Raw genomic sequence first — 17,682 nt, 5'->3', positions numbered from 1 at the left:
AAAGAGGTCGACAGTACCGCCCTCCAATCTTCCTTGCGGAATCTATCGGACAGTTACGACCGCTTCTTCAAGAAACAGAACAGTTATCCCCGTTACAAGAGCAAGAAAAATCCGGTGCAGTCGTACACCACCAAGCATACGAACGGAAACATCGCGATTGTCGGGAACAAGTTGAAACTCCCTAAATTGGGGCTGGTTGCATTCACCAAGAGTCGGGAACCCGAAGGGCGTATCCTGAACGCCACCATTCGGCGCAATCCGTCCGGAAAATATTTCGTGTCCATCTTGTGCGAAGTCGAACTCCGTCCCATCGCCAAAACAAACGCTATCGTTGGTGTGGACCTCGGATTGAAAGACTTCGCCATCCTATCGGATGAGGACAAAACCGTCTTCGAGAATCCGAAGTTCTTCCGAACGCTGGAACAGAAATTGGCGAAGGAACAAAAAATACTGTCCCGCCGCATGGAGCAAGCCCGCAAGGACGGCAAGAAGCTGTTCGAGGCGAAAAACTACCAGAAGCAGAAACGCAAGGTCGCCTGTATCCACGAGGATATCACCAATAAACGGAACGATTACCTGCATAAAATCTCCACCGCCGTCATCAAAAACCACGATGTGATCGGGATTGAGGATCTGCAGGTAGCCAACATGGTCAAGAACCGAAAACTATCGAAAGCCATCAGCGAAGTCAGCTGGTCGCAATTCCGCACAATGCTGGAGTATAAAGCGAATTGGTATGGGAAAGAAGTCGTTGTTGTAGCAAAAAATTTCCCTTCCAGCCAACTATGTTCCTGTTGCGGCTACCAAAACAAAGACGTGAAGAGTCTCCGTGTGCGTAAGTGGACTTGCCCCGAATGCGGGAGCCATCACGACCGGGATCTGAACGCAAGCATAAACTTGAAGCAGGAAGCCATGCGTATTTTAGCTTCCAGAACCGTGGGGGCCACGGGGTTAGCCTAACGAGAATCTGACCGATAGGTCGGAGTTTTTAGGAATCTTCCACCTCTAAGCATAAGCATAGGTGGGAGTAGTTCAATTATCCACTATATACTGAAAGGAAACATCAGTAAAACAAATAGTTCTAATACCAATATAAGAAAAGGTAATGTGTGCCATGAAAAGATTGCTTGTGCTCCAAAAAATCGTCGAACTCGGCAGCTTCACGAAAGCCGCGGACAAACTCGGCTACACCCAATCGGCCGTCAGCCAGATAATCGCCTCGCTTGAAGAGGAATTGGCCATAAAACTGCTGTACCGCTCCCGGGTCGGCATCCGCCTGACGCTCGAAGGCGAAGAACTCTACCCGTTCATCCAGCGGGCCGTTTTTCAGCATCAGGCGATGCAGGAAAAAGCCGATGAAATCAAAGGGTTGGAAACGGGGCTTATCCGCATCGGAACCATCTCCAGCATCTCCTGCCATTGGCTGCCGGGCCTGATCAAGCACTTCCAGGAGCTTTATCCCAAAGTCCGCTTTGTCCTGCATCAGGGCGATTACACCAGCATCCCTGAATGGGTGCGGACCGGCGAAGTCGACTTCGGGTTCGTCAATCCAGACGCCGTCAGCGGACTGGAAACGCAATTCATCAAAGAAGGCGAACTGCGTGCCGTAGTCCCGGCAGACCACACCTTGGCTGCCCGCCCTTCCGTCACGCTGGAGGAATTGGCGAAGGAACCGTTCCTGCTGCTGGAGGAAGGCAACCTCAGCGAACCGTTGGAGGCATTCCGCGCGCTCGGGCTGGAACCGGACATCACCTTGCGCGTCCACGACGACTACTCGATTTTGTCGATGATCGAAACGGGCCTTGGCATCAGCATCCTGCCGGAACTCGTCTTGCGCAAGACGAATTACGATGTCGCCATTCTCCCAATCGAACCGGCTGTCACGAGAAAAATCGGCCTCGTCATGAAGGAACAGCAGACCTTGCCGATCGCCTGCAAGCACTTCCTTGCCTTTTTGATGCGCAACACCACTTCTTTGCCTTGACACACCAAAAAAAGCCAATCGAAGGAGATCAACGGAATGTGTGCACACCTCCGGGGAAAGATCCCTCTCCGGAGAACACCGGTAACTTTCGGCCTCACCTCCGAAGAAGCACCGCTTATCGGAGGTCGCAAGCGGCATGCAGCCTGAACGCCGGCGAGGCCTTCGTTCGCCGGAGAAGAAAAATACCGTTATCGATTTTGAAGAATGACGGAGAAAAAATTAGCGGATAACGACGAAAGAGGCTGGGGTTGTGTACCAGCCTCTTCTATCGACTTTTAGTTTCTTGTGAAGCGAACCCAATCCTGATATACCGAAAGCAATTCCGGATCGAAATAGGCCAGCGCCCGTTGTTTCATTTGTTCCGGAATCCCGTAATGGGCTTCCGCGACCGCACCGGCAATGGCGGCCAACGTATCGCTGTCCCCTCCCAGCGAAACCGCATTGCGGATGGCATCCTCGTACGAAGCGGATTCGAGGAAAGCTTCGATCGCCTGTGGGACAGTCGCTTGGCAATCGGTGGTGAAGCGGTAGGCGCCCCTGATTCCGTCCAGCGTGAAACCCAGCGTGTAATAGTTGGCGCCGATCCTGTTCCTGATTTCTTCTTTGGATGAACCGGAGCGCGCCAAATAGATAGCCATCGCGGTGGCTTCCGCACCTTTGAGGCCCTCTGCGTGGTTGTGCGATACCCCGGTTACCGCTGCGGAAAGTCGGCGAACTTCTTCTTCCGACTTTGCGGTATGGGCGACCGGGCTGATCCGCATCGCCGCTCCGTTGCCGAAGCTGTTGTATGGCTGCGGGTCATCGCTGACGATCCATTGGAAGAAAGCCCGGCTGAAGCCGCACTCGGGATAACGGCGCCCGAATTTTTGCATATATGTGACACTCATTCTTGCAAGCAAGGGATCATAATCATTGCTGTCGCGTGCGCTTGCCTTCTCCGTTTCCATCAGGGCCTTGGCAACTGCGAGCGTCATGATGCTGTCGTCCGTCATCCGGCAATCCTCCGTAAACAATTCAAAATGTTTGTCTTTGTGATTGTGCCACTCGAAACGGGAACCGACGATGTCCCCGATGATCGCGCCCAACATAGGAATCCCTCCCCTTCCCGGAACTTTCCGCGGAGTCATCAAAAAATTACTGCCTCAGCTCGGATTGAACTTCAGGTCCTTGAAGAAGCCTTCCGTGCCTTCCTCAACCCAAAGCGCAACGGCGCCTTCCGCATCCGGCCCGAGCTTCAGGTCGTTGACCACCAATACTGGATACTTCGAATTGTTCACATACAGTTCCGCATGTTCGCCCTCCACCTTGATCTTCAGTTCGATCCATTCATCCAACCCCATGTCAGCATATGATTCGTACTCGCCCGGACTTTCGGCTCTGGAACGGTCGAATTTGAAATCAGGGTACGAAAAATATTGGGTGGAGCGGTTCCTTCGCAATTGGCTCTCATTCCGGCCGTTCGTAGGACGGATGTAAAGCGATTCGAACTGCTCGTCATTTCCGTTGATGCGGAAGGCGATGCCAAGAAAGCCCCTGGCGAATTCTGGAGCGTAAGGCAACAGACGGCTCAGCACTTTCACCTCGACAGTGCCGTTCTTGAACGTGCTGCCGCTCACTTTCGCGTAGGTCGGCTCATCAAAAGCTTCGATTTTCGGATCTTTGATGACCCTGAGCACTTCGGTTCCGTCAAAATCAATGTTGCTGATGAAGGAATTTACCGGGATAAAATTTTCTGCGTTCATGGCTACGTTCATACTTTTCTTCCCCTTTGAATGATTTATTTGTGCTGTTCTTAGCATCAGTCTAGCACGAATTTCCAGGCTGTAAATTACGCACTAAAAGGTAAGTATGGGAAATAGGCCCTCGGGAACAAACAATTTTTGGCTGTCCTTGCATTCTAATAATGTTATTCCGGTTCAAGTAAGCCCTCTCATTATCTGACCTCATTCTACCATTTTACCGACTAGAAGGAGCTTTATTTCACAACAAAAAACTCCCCAATATCATTTCTGATGGGGAGCTTCATGCTGTTTAAATTGAGATTACCCGTGACAAGGACGGTTTAGTTGACTGCCAAAGCCTCGTTTGAAGGGAGGTCAGTCAAATCCGCTCCTTGGGAAGCGATCATTTTTTTGTACCAATAGAAGCTGTCTTTTTTGCTTCTTGCCAATGTTCCTTCACCGACATCGTTGCGGTCGACGTAGACCAGACCGTAGCGTTTCTTCATTTCGCCCGTTCCGGCGCTGACAAGGTCGATGCAGCCCCACATGGTGTAGCCCATCAAGTCGACACCGTCGATGTTGATGGCATCATCCATCGATTGAATGTTCTGTCTCAAGTATTCGACCCGGTAATCATCATGGATGCTGCCGTCCGCTTCAACCTTGTCGTCCCAGCCGATGCCGTTCTCCACGATCCAAAGCGGTTTTTGGTAACGATCGAAAAGGGTGTTGAGCGCCAATCTCAGACAAGCCGGGTCGGTGGCCCAGCCCCACGCGTTCGTTTGCAAATATGGATTCGTCACGCCATTGAACAGATTGCCGCCTTCCAAGTCCTCCTTGTGCGTGGTGACGGTCGTCGAGCCGTAACACGAGAAGCTCAGGAAATCGGCCGGATAATTCTCGAGAAGCTCGTAGTCTTCCGGCGAATCTTCGAGCACGATGCCTCCCCGTTCGTATTTCGTGAACTACTCACGACTTAAGTCGCGAGCTTCCTACGAACTCCTTCCTTGCCTGCGCATGTCTTTGCAGACAGCGGGAATGGATATGGAGTAGGCTCAAAAGGCAGTCCCTGCCTCATTGGTTTTCTTTTACTTGGCCAAAGCCAAGAGGTTCTTGCTGGCATTGATGTCCCGGTCATGGGTTATGCCGCAGTTCGGACAGGTCCAAGCACGGACATGTAAGGCCTTCTTGCCGTCGCGGTGTCCGCAAGCGGAACAGATTTGGCTGGACGGATAGAACCTGTCCGCCTTGATGAGCGTCCGGCCTTTCCATTCCGCTTTGTACATCAACTGTCGGCTGAATTCGAACCAACTGACATCCCCGATTGCTTTCGCAAGTTTGTGGTTCTTCATCAGATTCGAGCTCCGCAACGTCTCGATCACGATGACTTGGTTTTCGTCCGTGATTTGGTTGGAGAGGTTGTGCAGGAAGTCCTTACGCTGGTTCGCAATCTTTTCATGTTTCTTGGCCAGAACCAAGCGTGCCTTTTCCCGGTTCTTGCTGCCTTTTTGCTTACGCGACAAGGCGCGTTGGGCTTTCTTGATTCTCTTTTCGGACCTCCACAGACATTTCGGGTTCGGGTGTTTTTCACTGTTGCCCGCATCGTTTGTGGTGACGGCGAAGTCGGAAATGCCGAGATCGATGCCGATTTTGTGTTCCGCCGGCAGCCATTCTGTTGTTTCCTGTTCCACCAAAATGGATATGAAGAAGTTACCGGCCTTATTCATGGAAACGGTGCAGGACTTGATCAGCCCATCAAAATCCCGGTGCTGTTTGATTGTGACGGAACCAATCTTCGGCAGTCTGATTTTTCCGTTTTCGATGCGGATGGTTCCGCCCTGGTTGTTGGTGGTATAGGAAGCCCTTGATTTGTGCTTGGCTTTGAATTTCGGGAAACCGACGGATTTGTCGCGGAAGAAGTTCTGGTAGGCTTTATTCAGGTTTTGGCCGGCATTTGCCAGAGCCAAATTGTCCACTTCTTTCAGGAATGGAAATTCTTCTTTGAAGGACGTATAGGTCCTCGGCTTGATGGATTTCAGCAGTTCCTTGTCGTCTTTGTATGCTTCATAAATTTCCTTTCGGTCAGCCAACATCTGATTGAAGATGAACCGTGCGGAGCCAAAACAATTGGCGAAATAGATTTTCTGTTCCTGATTGGGATACAAACGGTACTGATAGGCTTTTAGCATGACGCTCACCTCTTTGGCTTCATTATACACCCGCGAACATGCGTTCGCAAACTTAGAAGAATGAAACCAGACCTTGCTGCCTAACTCATGACTGAAGTCACGAGAATGCGGCAGCACTAAATTTCAAATTACCTGCTCCTTACCCTACACGTTATGGTAATCCTGCAAAGGCACCCTTTGTATGCGTCACCAACCATATGCAACAAAAAAAGTACCTTTCCTAAGAAGATACTTTTATCATACGATATTAACGGGATTGTTCAATAGCGAAACAGAAATTATACAGAATTTATCTTGCCGAGTTCGTCCACGAAAGCACGCTTTTTCTTGTGACGCAGAAGCAGTTCGTTCACCAATCCAGTTGCACTTTTATTTCCGGCAATTTTTTGGTACCGTCTGATCAGGCTGCAGACATCTTGATAGGCAGTTCTTTTCGAGGATGAATCAGCTGCGGATCTTATATGGTTCGCATAGAGAATCACCACATCATCCTTATAGTCTTCCTTCAATAGGTCTGCATAATCTACGATGTATTGTGGATGTTCTTTGACATACGCCATGATTTCATCCGTATCTTTTTCATATTTAATCAGACTAAGATACACGCTGTTGGCTTGCCAACGCTGATCGTTTTTCAAAGACGTTTTTAATTTGCTATAAAACGTTGTTTCATCCTCGGTATTCAACTCTTTAAGTTCCTGATAATAGTCAAATTTGCCATCAAAAAGCAGTTCCTTTGCCAAACGCGCCTGTTCAATTTTTAAGGACAATTTTTTGTAAGCATCGTAGCGGATTTCCTTCCAATCGGATATTCTGCCAGCATATCCTTTGTCTGATTTTTCCCCATCCAGCGCCAGTGCGATGACTTTTTCGAAGTTTTTCTCTTTGTTGGCTCTCTCGATCAGCAACTTCCGGAAGGATGCGTATGCACTGTTATCCTCCTCGAATTGCACCGCTTCAGCTTCTGTCCCATAGACGACAAGCAATCTATGCAAAATGTGCAGCAACCTTTCAGTATAATACGTTCGATAGTCATCAGTAGTGCTGTTGTTGAAATAGGCCATTATTTTGCTCTTTAGCTTGACTCTTAACTCTTCTGTATCCGCAACTTCCGCGCACAATCTGAGAATATCGATTGTGTATTCTTGCCAATCCTCATAGATTGCGCCATCACTGTCTTCCAAGAGTCTATTGAACAGTTTTTGCTTTAAGGAGCTAGCGGCAAGTTTTTCGCCGAGGACAAGATCTTCCATCACCTCAAAGCAATCCGAGACAAGCCCTCCTATATCGCCATAAGAATCATCTGCGTATTGGTAGGCTTCCACTGCTTCATGAAGGAGCAGGATAATGATATCCAAAGCTAATAGGCTGTCTTCAGTTTTTTTCGCCTTTTCCAGGAGACTCCCTATCTCATCCGCAAAAGCACTGACTTTTGGGTATTCAATAACTCCGCCTCTGCCTGCATATTTTCTGACGACGGCTTGCATAAACTTGGCACATTTCGCTAGTTCCTCTTCCCTATCCCCTTTCGAATACGTCACGAGCAAACTTTTTTCTAATGTTGCATCTTTAAAGGATATAGCCATTATTATTTTTATCAACTCTTCTTTAGGGAGACTGTTCAATACCTCTTCGATTCCGGGTTGCTTAGTTGAGGCCTCCTTTGTGTCCCATTTGACGCTTCCGTTGTTGATGATTTCGGCGAGCTGAAAAAATACTGCCGCTTCGTGCTTGCATACAGGGCCAAGATCGTAAGGACAATCACATTCGGAGTGGATGATTTCTCCCATATCGTCAATCTCTACTGTCACTTCATAATTGTCGCGTCCTTCAACCTGAAAAAGGTAGGTGTTGCCCCTTCGAACATAATCCTCATCCACATTGCCGCCCATATAATAATTGTATCCTCTATCCAAAATGGTTCGGTTGATGAGATTTTGAAAATTGTTGATATTCACTGTTGTTTTTCACCCCTGTCCTAGAAAGGAAAGTCCTGATCAGGTTCATTCGTTTCCTCAGAATCCAAAAGTCCATCTTCTGCTGCCTGTTCCCATGTGATGCCGTAAGGAGTTCCGCCGGGAGTGTAATCGACTATAAAGAAAAAATTTTCATCACTGCCATATTCAACAATTTCTTTTTCTTTCATCCGTTTTCTGTTCTTATTGCTCTGTTTATTTGCAGAATGTTTCATAGGTTTCCTCAGAAAGTAACGACCTTATCTGCCCATTCGACCATCTGGACGCAGTCGATCATGGTGCTGATCGGGCAAACGTCCGAGCCTTCCATGTTGCGTGACTTCAGGCACGTGCCGCAAGCCAGTATTTCACCGTCCAGTTCGGCAAAAGCCTGCACTTGTGCGGCTACGTCATATTTTTCGTGGGTCATGTTCTCGATTTCGACGGCTTCGCCCATCAGGAAGACTTTCACTTCATGGCCGGTCTTCTTCGCAGTCACAGCAAACCTCATGGCGTTCCATGATTTTTCGTATTCCTTTGTTTCGATGATGATCCCTAATTTCATTGTGATTCCTCCAAATTTATTATTTGTCTTTATTCTTTGATTTGGCAAAATTTCGGGCATTCTTGATGCCGCCGAAATCGGCAAATATTGTGTTGATTTTTTCCTTCTCTATCTGTCTGGAATTCAGGCCCTCGTACTTGGCTTCCTTCTTGAGTTTCAGATAGCTCTGCAGCCTTTCTTCGGTCAGTTTGCCCTCCGTGATCGCCTGTTGGACGGCACAACCCGGTTCCTTTTCGTGCTTGCAATCCTTGAATTTGCACTGCGCCGCCAGTTCGTCGATGTCGACGAAGGTCTTCGTCAGGTTTGCGCTTTCCAAACCGAGTTCGCGCATCCCCGGGGTATCGATGATGCAGCCGCCTGTCGGAACGAGGAACAATTCGCGTCGGGTCGTCGCATGCCGTCCTTTGTCGTCCTTTCTGATTTCCCGCGTTTCGTTCAGGTCCTCCCCAAGGATCCGGTTGATCAAAGTCGATTTACCGACACCGGATGAGCCGATGAAAACGACGGTCTGGCCCGGCACAATGTATTTCAGGACGGCTGTGTATCCGTCCTCGCTCAAGCTCGATGTGACCAGCACATCGACACCGAAAGCGATCGTTTCGATTTCGCGCAGTTTTTCCGGGATATCCGCGCACAGATCCGCCTTCGTCAGCACGATCACCGGCGTTGCCCCGCTGTCCCAGGCGATCGCAAGATAACGTTCGAGCCTGCGCAGATTAAAATCGTTGTTGAGCGACATGCAGATGAACGCGATATCGATGTTCGCCGCCACAACCTGGACATCATGGGCTTTCCCGGCAGCTTTCCGGATGATCACACTTTTCCTGGTCAACGTATGATGGATGATGGCATGGTCCCGGCTTGCCTCATTGCGGTCGATCAGCACAAAGTCGCCGACCGCCGGATAGTCCGACATTTCGGCTGCGGCATGACGCATTTTTCCGGATATTTCGGCCAGCAGCTCCGATTCGGCGGTCGCGACCCGGTACAATTCCTTGTACTGCGCGATGACTCTTGCCGGATGCAGGTCTGGATAAAGGGTCGCCTCCTGCGCGAACCTGTCCGCGAAGCCTAAATTTGTAAATTTATCAGTGATGATCCCTTTACCTCATATTTAGTAAATTTAATCTACTTGATTTAATCTTTGATACTAGTGTACACCCTTTGAAGGCATATCATCCATTCCACCTTCAACAATGAAAACAGGGACTGACCCTCAGTATATTATTTGTGTTTTTTAATTATCCTATCAGCAGCTAATTTACCTGTGATAATGCATGTAGGTGTTCCGGCTGGATTATAGGCCCATTGCCCTACTTGATAAATATTCGGAATCGGCGTAAGCACTGATTTGTTCACTTGCTGCATTTTATAGACAACCGGGATCGGGGCTTCAAAAGACCAGCCCACGATTGCCCCACCAGCACTTCCGACTCGATTTTCAACACTTAAAGGTGTAAAGGAAAATTGCTTCTCCACTTTATCTTTTAACTCGGGACATAAACTTTCAGAAAGCACGCTGATTATTTTATTTTCAGTTTCCCTTCTGAACTCCTCATACCAGCCCGATTCTTCGACTTTATCGAACAATTCCGCCTCCATAAGCAGGCTGATTATTAAACCCGTTTTATCTTCCGGGACCAAATCAGAATCTCTCATAGCCGGGATCGCTATTTCATAAGTGTTGTATTCCAGGAAACGATCCAGCCAGGAAAGAACTTCTCCTTTATCCGTCTCTCCCCATTTTCCCAGCATTCCCTTAAGCTCACTCTTATTGATGTTGCCCAACCCTTTTCTGGATGGTGTGTAAAACAGATGCCCATTGAAGGAGTCCTTAAAATAAGACACCGGCAAATCAACTTCCAAATAGAGCGAGAAGACAGATTCACTGGGCCTGCCTTTTGCCATCAATGCTTTTGTTGTTTCAAACTTTTCACTTATTTTCGGAGCCTGGTTACCCAAATCAGTGATAGTGTAAAAAGTTTTTAGGTCTGCAGCCCAAACAAGGTCTTCATAATAGTATTCGTTGTTGTTTTCATCGACAATCACCTGTTGGTCGGAATGGATTTTTTTTACAAACGTATTCGGGAGTATGTCACCATTCAATGCTTGGATTTTTTCCACCAATGCTTCGGCAAGCTTGCCTGTCCCACCTTTCGGATACACATAGCTGCTGTACAATGTGAAATAACTCAAAGCAAAAAATGTCGGTGTGCCTTTAAAAAAATGTTGTGAAATGATATCTATGAGGGAAGGATCTTTAATAAGTTGTTTAAGATATTCATCACAAGGCTTGGAAAGCTTTTCGATCCTGCTCATTGCAAACATAAACTTCGGCAGCCATGGCAAAAGTTCTTTTATTACGTACTCCTTATCTCTCTTGATATCTTTAAATAATGGATTATCAATACCATAGATAATATCAATCAATTTCATTATTCTGATCATGACTTCTATGAATTTGTCAATATCCCCTACGCTATCAGGATAGAGGCTCACCAACAAATCTCTGTATTCGCCAACAGAATTCGAGCCTTCAATGCCGATGATTTTATCCTCTACGCCAAGGGAAACTTTGCTTGAGACGACCTCAATATCAAGATTCAAGTCTTTCAGCATCGCCAAAACGACTCCTAATATGGCTCTGGCTCCAGCATCAAAAACAAAACCGTCCCTTTCAAATGAATTGACCAAGCCACCAAATTCGGCGTTTTTTTCTATCAGCAAAATCTTCTTGCCTGCCTGAGAAAGAAACACCGCAGATGTAAGTCCTGCAAGTCCGCCGCCTACAATTATGGCATCATATTTTTTCTGTTCTGCATTATTCATTTAAATTCCCCATTTTCAAACTTATTTCCCACAGAACTTTTGCATTTTCAATATCCAGCGCTGGGGGAGCAGGTTCTTCAAGAGTTGTCAGATTGAAGAATTCACCACTGCATGTATCCAGATCTTCAGAAACCCCTAAATAGTATATCGCTTCTGCTGCAACCGAAACAGGCTGCAATGCTTTGTCCAATACATTCTTCTTGAACCATTTGTATAATGGTCCATTGTCCTGTCCAGTGGCTGTTTTTACAGCTCCGGGATGCATGGCATTGATGGTTACACCCGATCCTCGGAAATACTCATCAAATTTTATCATCGCTAAGAGTTCAGCGAGTTTGGCTGTACCGTAGCTTTTCAAACCGGAATAATGTCTTTTTGACCAATCGAGATCATCAAAACGCATCCCCCAAGCCGCAAAGCGGTGCCCTTCTGAGTTTACCAAGATAATCCGACACTTTCCCTGGGATATTAGTTTCTCTTTTAAGATATAGTTCATGATAAAAGACGAAAGGTAATTTACCATAAAGACTTTCTCGATTCCATTTGAAGTGATTTGTCGTTTTGTAAGATAAATGCCAGCATTATGAATAATAATGTCAATCGGTTTTTCAAGTTCCAACAAACTATGCGCAGCTTTATCCGTATCATCCATGCTGCTGAAATCAGCTAAAATGTAGTCACACTTGACTTTGTTCACGCTCTCAATTTCATGTTTTAAAGCTTCTGAGCGCTCTTTATTTCGGTTGATACAAATCAAATCTGCACCTTTTGAGGCAAACTTTCTGGCAACGGCATAGCCGATTCCGGAAGTAGCTCCAGTTATGACGACCAACTTGCCTTTGCAGGCATCCGAGCAGATCAGCGGGCGCTTAGAATTATTTTTTATCATTGCCAGCACATCGGACAAACGATATTCTTTAAAATATTTCCCGAACTTTATCCCATTAGTTTTCATAGTGTCACCCAAATTTTTTCTTCATGAATTTTCTGTATTTATTACCGAATGACGGGATGTTATCAAATATATCTCCCCAAAGATCATAATAATCCCGTTGCTCAATAATTTTACCCTGCTCATTTATGGTTAATCTTGAAAGTCCATATAGGATGGAACTAGGATATTTCTTGTAGCTGATCGTCATCTCCCATTCGATGAATATATCATTCCCCTGCTGCACAGCTTTAACTAGTTTCATACCCAAATCTTTTGATCGTTCTGTCAGTCTATCCGTCATTTCCTTAAATGCCACAATCCCTCTGATTTCCTGTATCGTGTCTTTAAAGTAGATAGTATCGTCATAATAAGGTAAGATGTGTGACCAATCAGGCTTTCCATTGGTATTATAGGTTTTTGACCAGAGTTCTTTTACAACTTCCAGCGTCAGTCTGAACTCTCTTTCCGGTTTAAATTCTTCCATATACATCATCTCTTTCTGCATATTTTGAATTCGCTCTTTACTTTTATTTTAGCATATTGTTTCCAACATCCTAGTGACGAAGTTCACCAACATTTAACGGTTCACAGCGGGATTGGCGATCAGAAATCAGAAGAACTGCTCAGCGTAGTGCTCAAAATTGTCGAATATCTGAGTAATATTCAACCATTTGGCCTCGACCGCACAAAAATGAAAAAAAAAAGCGAGAATGCATTCAATTGTGAATGCATTCTCACTTTTTTACAGTTGTCAATTTGCTGTCTTTAATGACCTTGCCGCGAAGACAGACTTTGTTTCTTATTTTGATTAGAATGAATCATGAATAACGCGTTCGAGCAAGTCAGCAATTTGTGCTTTCGTTGCTTTTGCTAACTCCAACGCATAACCGGATACGCGGATGGTAGCTTGCGGATAATTCTCCGGATTTCTCAACATTTCTTCCAGTCCTTCTTTGGAGAATACGTTGACGTTTAAGTGATGTCCGCCATCTTTTCCAAAGTATCCGTCCAACAGCATCGTTAAGTTCTCTATTTGAACGTCACGTTCTTTTCCTAATGCTTTCGGATGAACTGCCCATGTATAAGAAGAACCATCTTTAACGTCTTCGAAATCAATCGTACTAACTGATTTCAATGCTGCCAATGCACCTTTGTAAGGACTGCTGTAACTTGGGTTAGCTCCTGGAGACAATGGCGTGAATGCTTCTCTGTAGCCTTTGAATTTCGCATCTTGTCCACTGAATAGGGCGCCTGTTGCTTTTCCGTAAACGATATTTGAAGTAATCGTCAAAATAGAAGTTGTGATTTCAGCATTACGGTAAGTAGGTTGAGCTTTCAACTTGCCGACAAATTTCTTGATCAGCATGTCAGCAATTTCATCCGCTTCTTTTTCGTTGTTACCGAATGTCGGGAATTGTTCTCCTTCAACGACATAGTCGATCGGGAAGCCTTCTTCGTCACGAACGACACGGACTTTGGAATATTTAACAGCACTCATTGAGTCAGTTGCCAATCCGATACCCGCAATACCTGTAGCCATCATTCTGTGAAGTTTTGTATCCAGCAAGCCGAATTGAACAGCTTCGTATGCATATTTGTCGTGCATGTAGTGGATGATGTTTAATGCTCTCACATAAGTTGTCGCTACCCAATCCATGACAGCATCAATTTTTTCCATCAGCGTGTCATAGTCCAGGTATTCATCTGTGATCGGTTCTAGGCCATCGATAACTTTACTTCTGTTTTTCTCATCGTAACCTCCCGTAACGGCATACGTTAAGATCTTAGGAAGGGACGCTCTGGCACCGAAGTACTGGATAGAACTACCTGTATCCCCTGCTGTCGGGCTTACGCAACAAGCGATTGAAACGTCATTACTTCCATAATAGTGACGCATAACATCGTCATTCTCATATTGGATCGCACTTGTATCGATGCTTACTTTTGCACAGAAATCCTTGAATCCTTTAGGAAGTTTTTCATTCCACATCAAAGTCATGTTAGGTTCTGGTGCGTTCCCCATGTTATAGAGTGTCTGCAAGAATCGGAAGGTATTTTTTGTCACCAATGAATTGTTGTCATCAAGCATACCTGCAAATGTCAATGTTGCCCAGGTTGGGTCTCCCGCAAACAAAGCTTCGTATTCTGGTGTTCTGAGTTGACGAACGATACGCACTTTCATTACCAAGTGGTCAATCAATTCTTGCGCTTCTTTTTCAGTCAAAGTACCTTCTTGGAGATCACGCTCGATATAGATATCCAAGAATTCTGCAATACGTCCTAAACCTTGTGCAGCACCATTGTCTTCTTTAACCATGGCCAAGAATCCCAGGTAAACCCATTGCACTGCTTCTTGTGCAGTTTCTGCCGGTCTGCTGATATCGAAGCCATAAATTTTGCCTAATTCAATCAGTTTGCCTAATGCACGATATTGCGTTGAAACTTCTTCACGCAAACGAATGTCTTCTTCAGTATACGTTTTTGCTTGCAATGCGTTCCAGTCGTTCAGTTTCTGTTTCTTCAAGTAATCAACACCGTACAATGCGATACGTCTGAAGTCTGGAATGATACGGCCGCGACCATAAGCATCGGGCAATCCTGTAACGATCTTGTTGCGTCTAGCCATGCGAATGTCGTCATCGTAAGCATCAAAGACACCTTGGTTATGCGTTTTGCGATGTTCTGTATAAAACTCATCCAATTCCGGATCAAGCTCATAACCGTAAGATTTTAATGCTGTTTCTGCCATACGGATACCACCATAAACGTTCAAGCCGCGTTTCAATGGTTTTTCTGTCTGTAACCCAACGATTTTTTCTAAATCTTTGTTGATATATCCAGCCGGATGAGAAGTTATTGTACTGACAACAGAAGTGTCTGCATCCAAAACCCCGCCATTAGCGATTTCTTGTTTTTTAAGTTCTATGATCTCTTGCCATAACTCATTTGTCGCTTCTGTAGGTCCTTCCAGGAAACTGTCATCGCCAACATATTCTGTGTAGTTATCTTTGATGAATTCTTGAACATCAATACCTTCTTGCCATTTAGAACCTTTAAAGCCACGCCATGCATTACTCATAAACTAATTCCTCCGCATCTCAGCAGTTTGTTTTTATATTCACATTATACACCATCACGAATGATTTTATAACAGTTATCCTAATTTTTTTTAAAAAAGTTAAAAAAGCTTTTAAATAGGGATGTATCTGTTATATAATCAGACGCTAAACTGTATCAATTGTTGTATAACTGAAAAATTCTAACGGTCTTCACCCTTTTTTCGTTGGTATCCTCACTCTATACGATAAAAATTACACATTTAATATCCTATAGATTCAGTCCTGATTTCCATAAGCAATGGTTCCCTTTTCGGTGGCAGTCGTTAAATAAAGTGCAAATCCGGCAACGATCAGCTCGGAAAGCACAAATGATGACCAGATCCCTGTCATTCCCCAAAGGCTACTCAATAGGATTGCCATCGGTACGATAACCGCAAGTCCCCTCAGAACCGAAAGGACAAAAGCGGCCCGTCCCTTTTCGGTTGCGCTAAGTATCATCGCCGTCACGATATTGATTCCTACAAAGAAAAATCCAAGAAAATAGATTTTCATTCCGCTGTCAGCCAACTTTAGTATCACCGGATCATTTTCGTTGTTAAACAGGCCGGTCAACGCTGCCGAGTTGAAGAAGGTCCCCAGGTAAATCAAGACAGCGATGAAGCCCGCCGTCAACAGTGCATAGCGGTTCACGCGCCGAACCGTCTTGCGATCCTTCAGACCATAATATTTACTGATGAGCGGCTGCACGCCCTGCCCCAGTCCGGTGAAGATCGCGACCGCCACAAAGGCAATATTTGCGACGATTCCGTAGGCGGCAACGCCCTTGTTCCCTTCGAGCCCCAGAATCAACATGTTGAAAGTCGTCAGCACTACCGCCGAGGACACTTCCATGACGAAAGTGGAGGAGCCCAGATTGAGGATATCTTTGACCCCCGGGAGCGTCAGCTTGTGCTCCAAAATGGCGGGGCGGGATTTCTTTCTTGCGAAATGAAGCGAGAGGATGCCCAGGCTGATGATCGGGGCAAGGCTCGTCGCAAAGGCGGCACCGAACATGCCCATATTGAACGGGAACAGGAAAATGTAGTCCAGGATGACGTTCGAAACACTGCCGCCAAGCATCGCCAGCATGGCCAGTTTGGGATTGTTGTCATTGCGGACGAACGCCAGCACCGTATTGTTCAGGATGAAAAACGGCGCAAAACCCATGATCGTTGCCATGTAGGCATGCGTCAGAGGCAGTGTGACCGCATCCGCCCCCAGAACCGAAGACAATAGTTTCGAACCGAATAAACCGAGCAGGGCAAACACCAAGCCTATCCCAACGCCCAGCTTGAGCGCACGCGCAAAGACCCCTTCAGCCTCTTTCTCGTTGTTTTGGGATTTCAGGATGCCGTAACGGGCTGCCCCGCCGATGCCGATCATCAAACCGATGCCGTGGATGATGCTGAATACCGGAATGGCGAAATTCAGCGCCGCGATCCCGGTCGCCCCCAACGCCTTCGCGATATAGTACGTGTCGGCCAAAATGTAGAACGACACCCCGATCATCCCCAAAATATTCAGGCTGACGTACTTTGAAAAGTTCCTCAGTAATGTTTTTTCCAAATTGCATGCTCCTTTCAAAATAAAAAAGGTGTCCCGGAAACATTCCTTCAAAGACCTACGGAATATTTCTGAACACCTTGAACTCCTTGCCCGGTGGCAAAAAGAGGGTTATCTATTTGATTGATATCATTTGATTATAATTTTTCGGAGACTAGTTGTCAATGTCCTGGCACTTCCTACTTGGCACGATGGACTCATTTCTGTTTTGTATCCATAATATTTTTTAAGAGTTTTTGAAGCACATCCACAACAGCAGTTAGGCTGCTTGTTGCCAAAATCCCCATCAGACTTAATGATATAGGACCTGCCGCATCATCCCCTGATACTTCAGCAATTATCCTTAAGGTTGCTATCGCTAACACGATGCAGAAGATGATTGTAAACCCGCATTTCTTTATGACCTGCAAAGATTGAAGAGAGAACTCGGAGAATGCCTTGTCCGTTTCAATGTAGTTTAATAGTGTAAAAGATTGGTACAAGGCAACAGAAAATGCAATGCAGCATCCATACACAAATATCAATAAGGGATAAAGCGAGTAGTCCCCTGGGTGTGCTTTCGGTTCTCTGATGGCTATCACAGGCAACCAATAGAAACACAAAGCAAGCATCACCATTCCAAACAATAAAATAATTCCCTTTAAGAAAGTGGTTGCACCTTGTTTAACCTGCATTTAAAACACCTCGCTGTTTTTGATAAAATAATTCTAACACACCATTTATCGTTTAACAATAAATTAATATCGTTAATTAATATTTTTATTGCCCGAAAATCCGCAATTAAAAAGCTATTTTGAAGTAATTTGCTTTGGGACAAAGATCCTGTCAATACGCCAAAAGCCGC

At 45.8% G+C, this 17,682-nt stretch carries 15 protein-coding genes and 1 pseudogene; 2 read left to right on the top strand and 14 right to left on the bottom strand.

What is annotated here, in order from left to right; translation table 11 throughout:
* Window positions 1-960 (top strand): IS200/IS605 family element RNA-guided endonuclease TnpB (gene tnpB / locus BMX58_RS09745; protein WP_093088840.1); only part of this gene is annotated, 960 nt, incomplete at its 5' end.
* A 154-nt stretch (window positions 961-1,114) separates the two neighbouring features.
* Window positions 1,115-1,984, top strand: coding sequence for a LysR family transcriptional regulator (locus tag BMX58_RS09740; protein ID WP_068621043.1), 870 nt, complete (start codon window positions 1,115-1,117; stop codon window positions 1,982-1,984).
* A gap of 275 nt (window positions 1,985-2,259) precedes the next feature.
* Here the strand turns inward: BMX58_RS09740 and BMX58_RS09735 are convergent, their stop codons facing one another.
* The 14 genes and pseudogenes from BMX58_RS09735 to BMX58_RS09670 form a co-directional block, all read right to left on the bottom strand.
* Window positions 2,260-3,072, bottom strand: a complete 813-nt coding sequence (locus tag BMX58_RS09735) for an ADP-ribosylglycohydrolase family protein (protein ID WP_068621041.1) — start codon at window positions 3,070-3,072, stop codon at window positions 2,260-2,262.
* A 54-nt stretch (window positions 3,073-3,126) separates the two neighbouring features.
* On the bottom strand, window positions 3,127-3,738 hold the full coding sequence (locus BMX58_RS09730) for a hypothetical protein (RefSeq protein WP_068621039.1): 612 nt from the start codon (window positions 3,736-3,738) through the stop codon (window positions 3,127-3,129).
* Window positions 3,739-4,046: 308 nt separating this feature from the next.
* A pseudogene (locus BMX58_RS09725) lies at window positions 4,047-4,664 on the bottom strand (family 1 glycosylhydrolase); the annotation flags it as partial.
* 129 nt (window positions 4,665-4,793) lie between these two features.
* Window positions 4,794-5,894, bottom strand: a complete 1,101-nt coding sequence (tnpB, locus tag BMX58_RS09720; RefSeq protein ID WP_068621037.1) for an IS200/IS605 family element RNA-guided endonuclease TnpB — start codon at window positions 5,892-5,894, stop codon at window positions 4,794-4,796.
* 278 nt (window positions 5,895-6,172) lie between these two features.
* The gene (locus BMX58_RS09715; protein ID WP_068621035.1) at window positions 6,173-7,852 is read right to left on the bottom strand and encodes an SWIM zinc finger family protein; all 1,680 of its coding nucleotides are present in this window, start codon (window positions 7,850-7,852) and stop codon (window positions 6,173-6,175) included.
* 20 nt (window positions 7,853-7,872) lie between these two features.
* Entirely contained in the window at window positions 7,873-8,040 is a 168-nt protein-coding gene (locus BMX58_RS14690) for a hypothetical protein (protein WP_157077218.1), read from the bottom strand.
* Window positions 8,041-8,093: 53 nt separating this feature from the next.
* Window positions 8,094-8,414 carry a DsrE/DsrF/TusD sulfur relay family protein gene (locus BMX58_RS09705; protein WP_068621030.1) on the bottom strand — a complete coding sequence of 107 codons (321 nt, stop codon included), beginning with the start codon at window positions 8,412-8,414 and terminating at the stop codon, window positions 8,094-8,096.
* A gap of 19 nt (window positions 8,415-8,433) precedes the next feature.
* Window positions 8,434-9,405, bottom strand: a complete 972-nt coding sequence (gene rsgA / locus BMX58_RS09700; protein WP_239420503.1) for a ribosome small subunit-dependent GTPase A — start codon at window positions 9,403-9,405, stop codon at window positions 8,434-8,436.
* A gap of 233 nt (window positions 9,406-9,638) precedes the next feature.
* On the bottom strand, window positions 9,639-11,243 hold the full coding sequence (locus BMX58_RS09695) for a phytoene desaturase family protein (RefSeq protein ID WP_068621025.1): 1,605 nt from the start codon (window positions 11,241-11,243) through the stop codon (window positions 9,639-9,641).
* Window positions 11,236-12,198 (bottom strand): SDR family NAD(P)-dependent oxidoreductase, encoded by a 963-nt coding sequence (locus tag BMX58_RS09690; RefSeq protein ID WP_068621271.1) that lies wholly within the window; start codon window positions 12,196-12,198, stop codon window positions 11,236-11,238. Before BMX58_RS09690 ends, BMX58_RS09695 begins: the two co-directional genes overlap by 8 nt.
* A 4-nt stretch (window positions 12,199-12,202) precedes the next feature.
* Window positions 12,203-12,661 (bottom strand): nuclear transport factor 2 family protein, encoded by a 459-nt coding sequence (locus BMX58_RS09685; RefSeq protein WP_068621269.1) that lies wholly within the window; start codon window positions 12,659-12,661, stop codon window positions 12,203-12,205.
* Window positions 12,662-12,985: 324 nt separating this feature from the next.
* Window positions 12,986-15,256, bottom strand: a complete 2,271-nt coding sequence (pflB, locus tag BMX58_RS09680) for a formate C-acetyltransferase (protein ID WP_068621023.1) — start codon at window positions 15,254-15,256, stop codon at window positions 12,986-12,988.
* 256 nt (window positions 15,257-15,512) lie between these two features.
* The gene (locus tag BMX58_RS09675; protein ID WP_068621022.1) at window positions 15,513-16,841 is read right to left on the bottom strand and encodes an MATE family efflux transporter; all 1,329 of its coding nucleotides are present in this window, start codon (window positions 16,839-16,841) and stop codon (window positions 15,513-15,515) included.
* 194 nt (window positions 16,842-17,035) lie between these two features.
* Entirely contained in the window at window positions 17,036-17,512 is a 477-nt protein-coding gene (locus BMX58_RS09670; protein WP_068621020.1) for a DUF2975 domain-containing protein, read from the bottom strand.
* Window positions 17,513-17,682: the final 170 nt, after the last annotated feature.

The organism is Trichococcus ilyis (assembly GCF_900109135.1).
GTDB lineage: Bacteria > Bacillota > Bacilli > Lactobacillales > Aerococcaceae > Trichococcus > Trichococcus ilyis.
This window is presented reverse-complemented; position numbering and strand designations above follow the sequence as displayed.

Coding starts and splice junctions, on each gene's coding strand:
- BMX58_RS09695 (WP_068621025.1), bottom strand. CDS start 11,243: ATGAATAATGCAGAACAGAAAAAATATGATGCCATAATTGTAGGCGGC.
- pflB (WP_068621023.1), bottom strand. CDS start 15,256: ATGAGTAATGCATGGCGTGGCTTTAAAGGTTCTAAATGGCAAGAAGGT.
- BMX58_RS09705 (WP_068621030.1), bottom strand. CDS start 8,414: ATGAAATTAGGGATCATCATCGAAACAAAGGAATACGAAAAATCATGG.
- BMX58_RS09740 (WP_068621043.1), top strand. CDS start 1,115: ATGAAAAGATTGCTTGTGCTCCAAAAAATCGTCGAACTCGGCAGCTTC.
- BMX58_RS09670 (WP_068621020.1), bottom strand. CDS start 17,512: ATGCAGGTTAAACAAGGTGCAACCACTTTCTTAAAGGGAATTATTTTA.
- BMX58_RS09690 (WP_068621271.1), bottom strand. CDS start 12,198: ATGAAAACTAATGGGATAAAGTTCGGGAAATATTTTAAAGAATATCGT.
- BMX58_RS14690 (WP_157077218.1), bottom strand. CDS start 8,040: ATGAAAGAAAAAGAAATTGTTGAATATGGCAGTGATGAAAATTTTTTC.
- tnpB (WP_068621037.1), bottom strand. CDS start 5,894: ATGCTAAAAGCCTATCAGTACCGTTTGTATCCCAATCAGGAACAGAAA.
- BMX58_RS09685 (WP_068621269.1), bottom strand. CDS start 12,661: ATGGAAGAATTTAAACCGGAAAGAGAGTTCAGACTGACGCTGGAAGTT.
- BMX58_RS09735 (WP_068621041.1), bottom strand. CDS start 3,072: ATGTTGGGCGCGATCATCGGGGACATCGTCGGTTCCCGTTTCGAGTGG.
- BMX58_RS09730 (WP_068621039.1), bottom strand. CDS start 3,738: ATGAACGTAGCCATGAACGCAGAAAATTTTATCCCGGTAAATTCCTTC.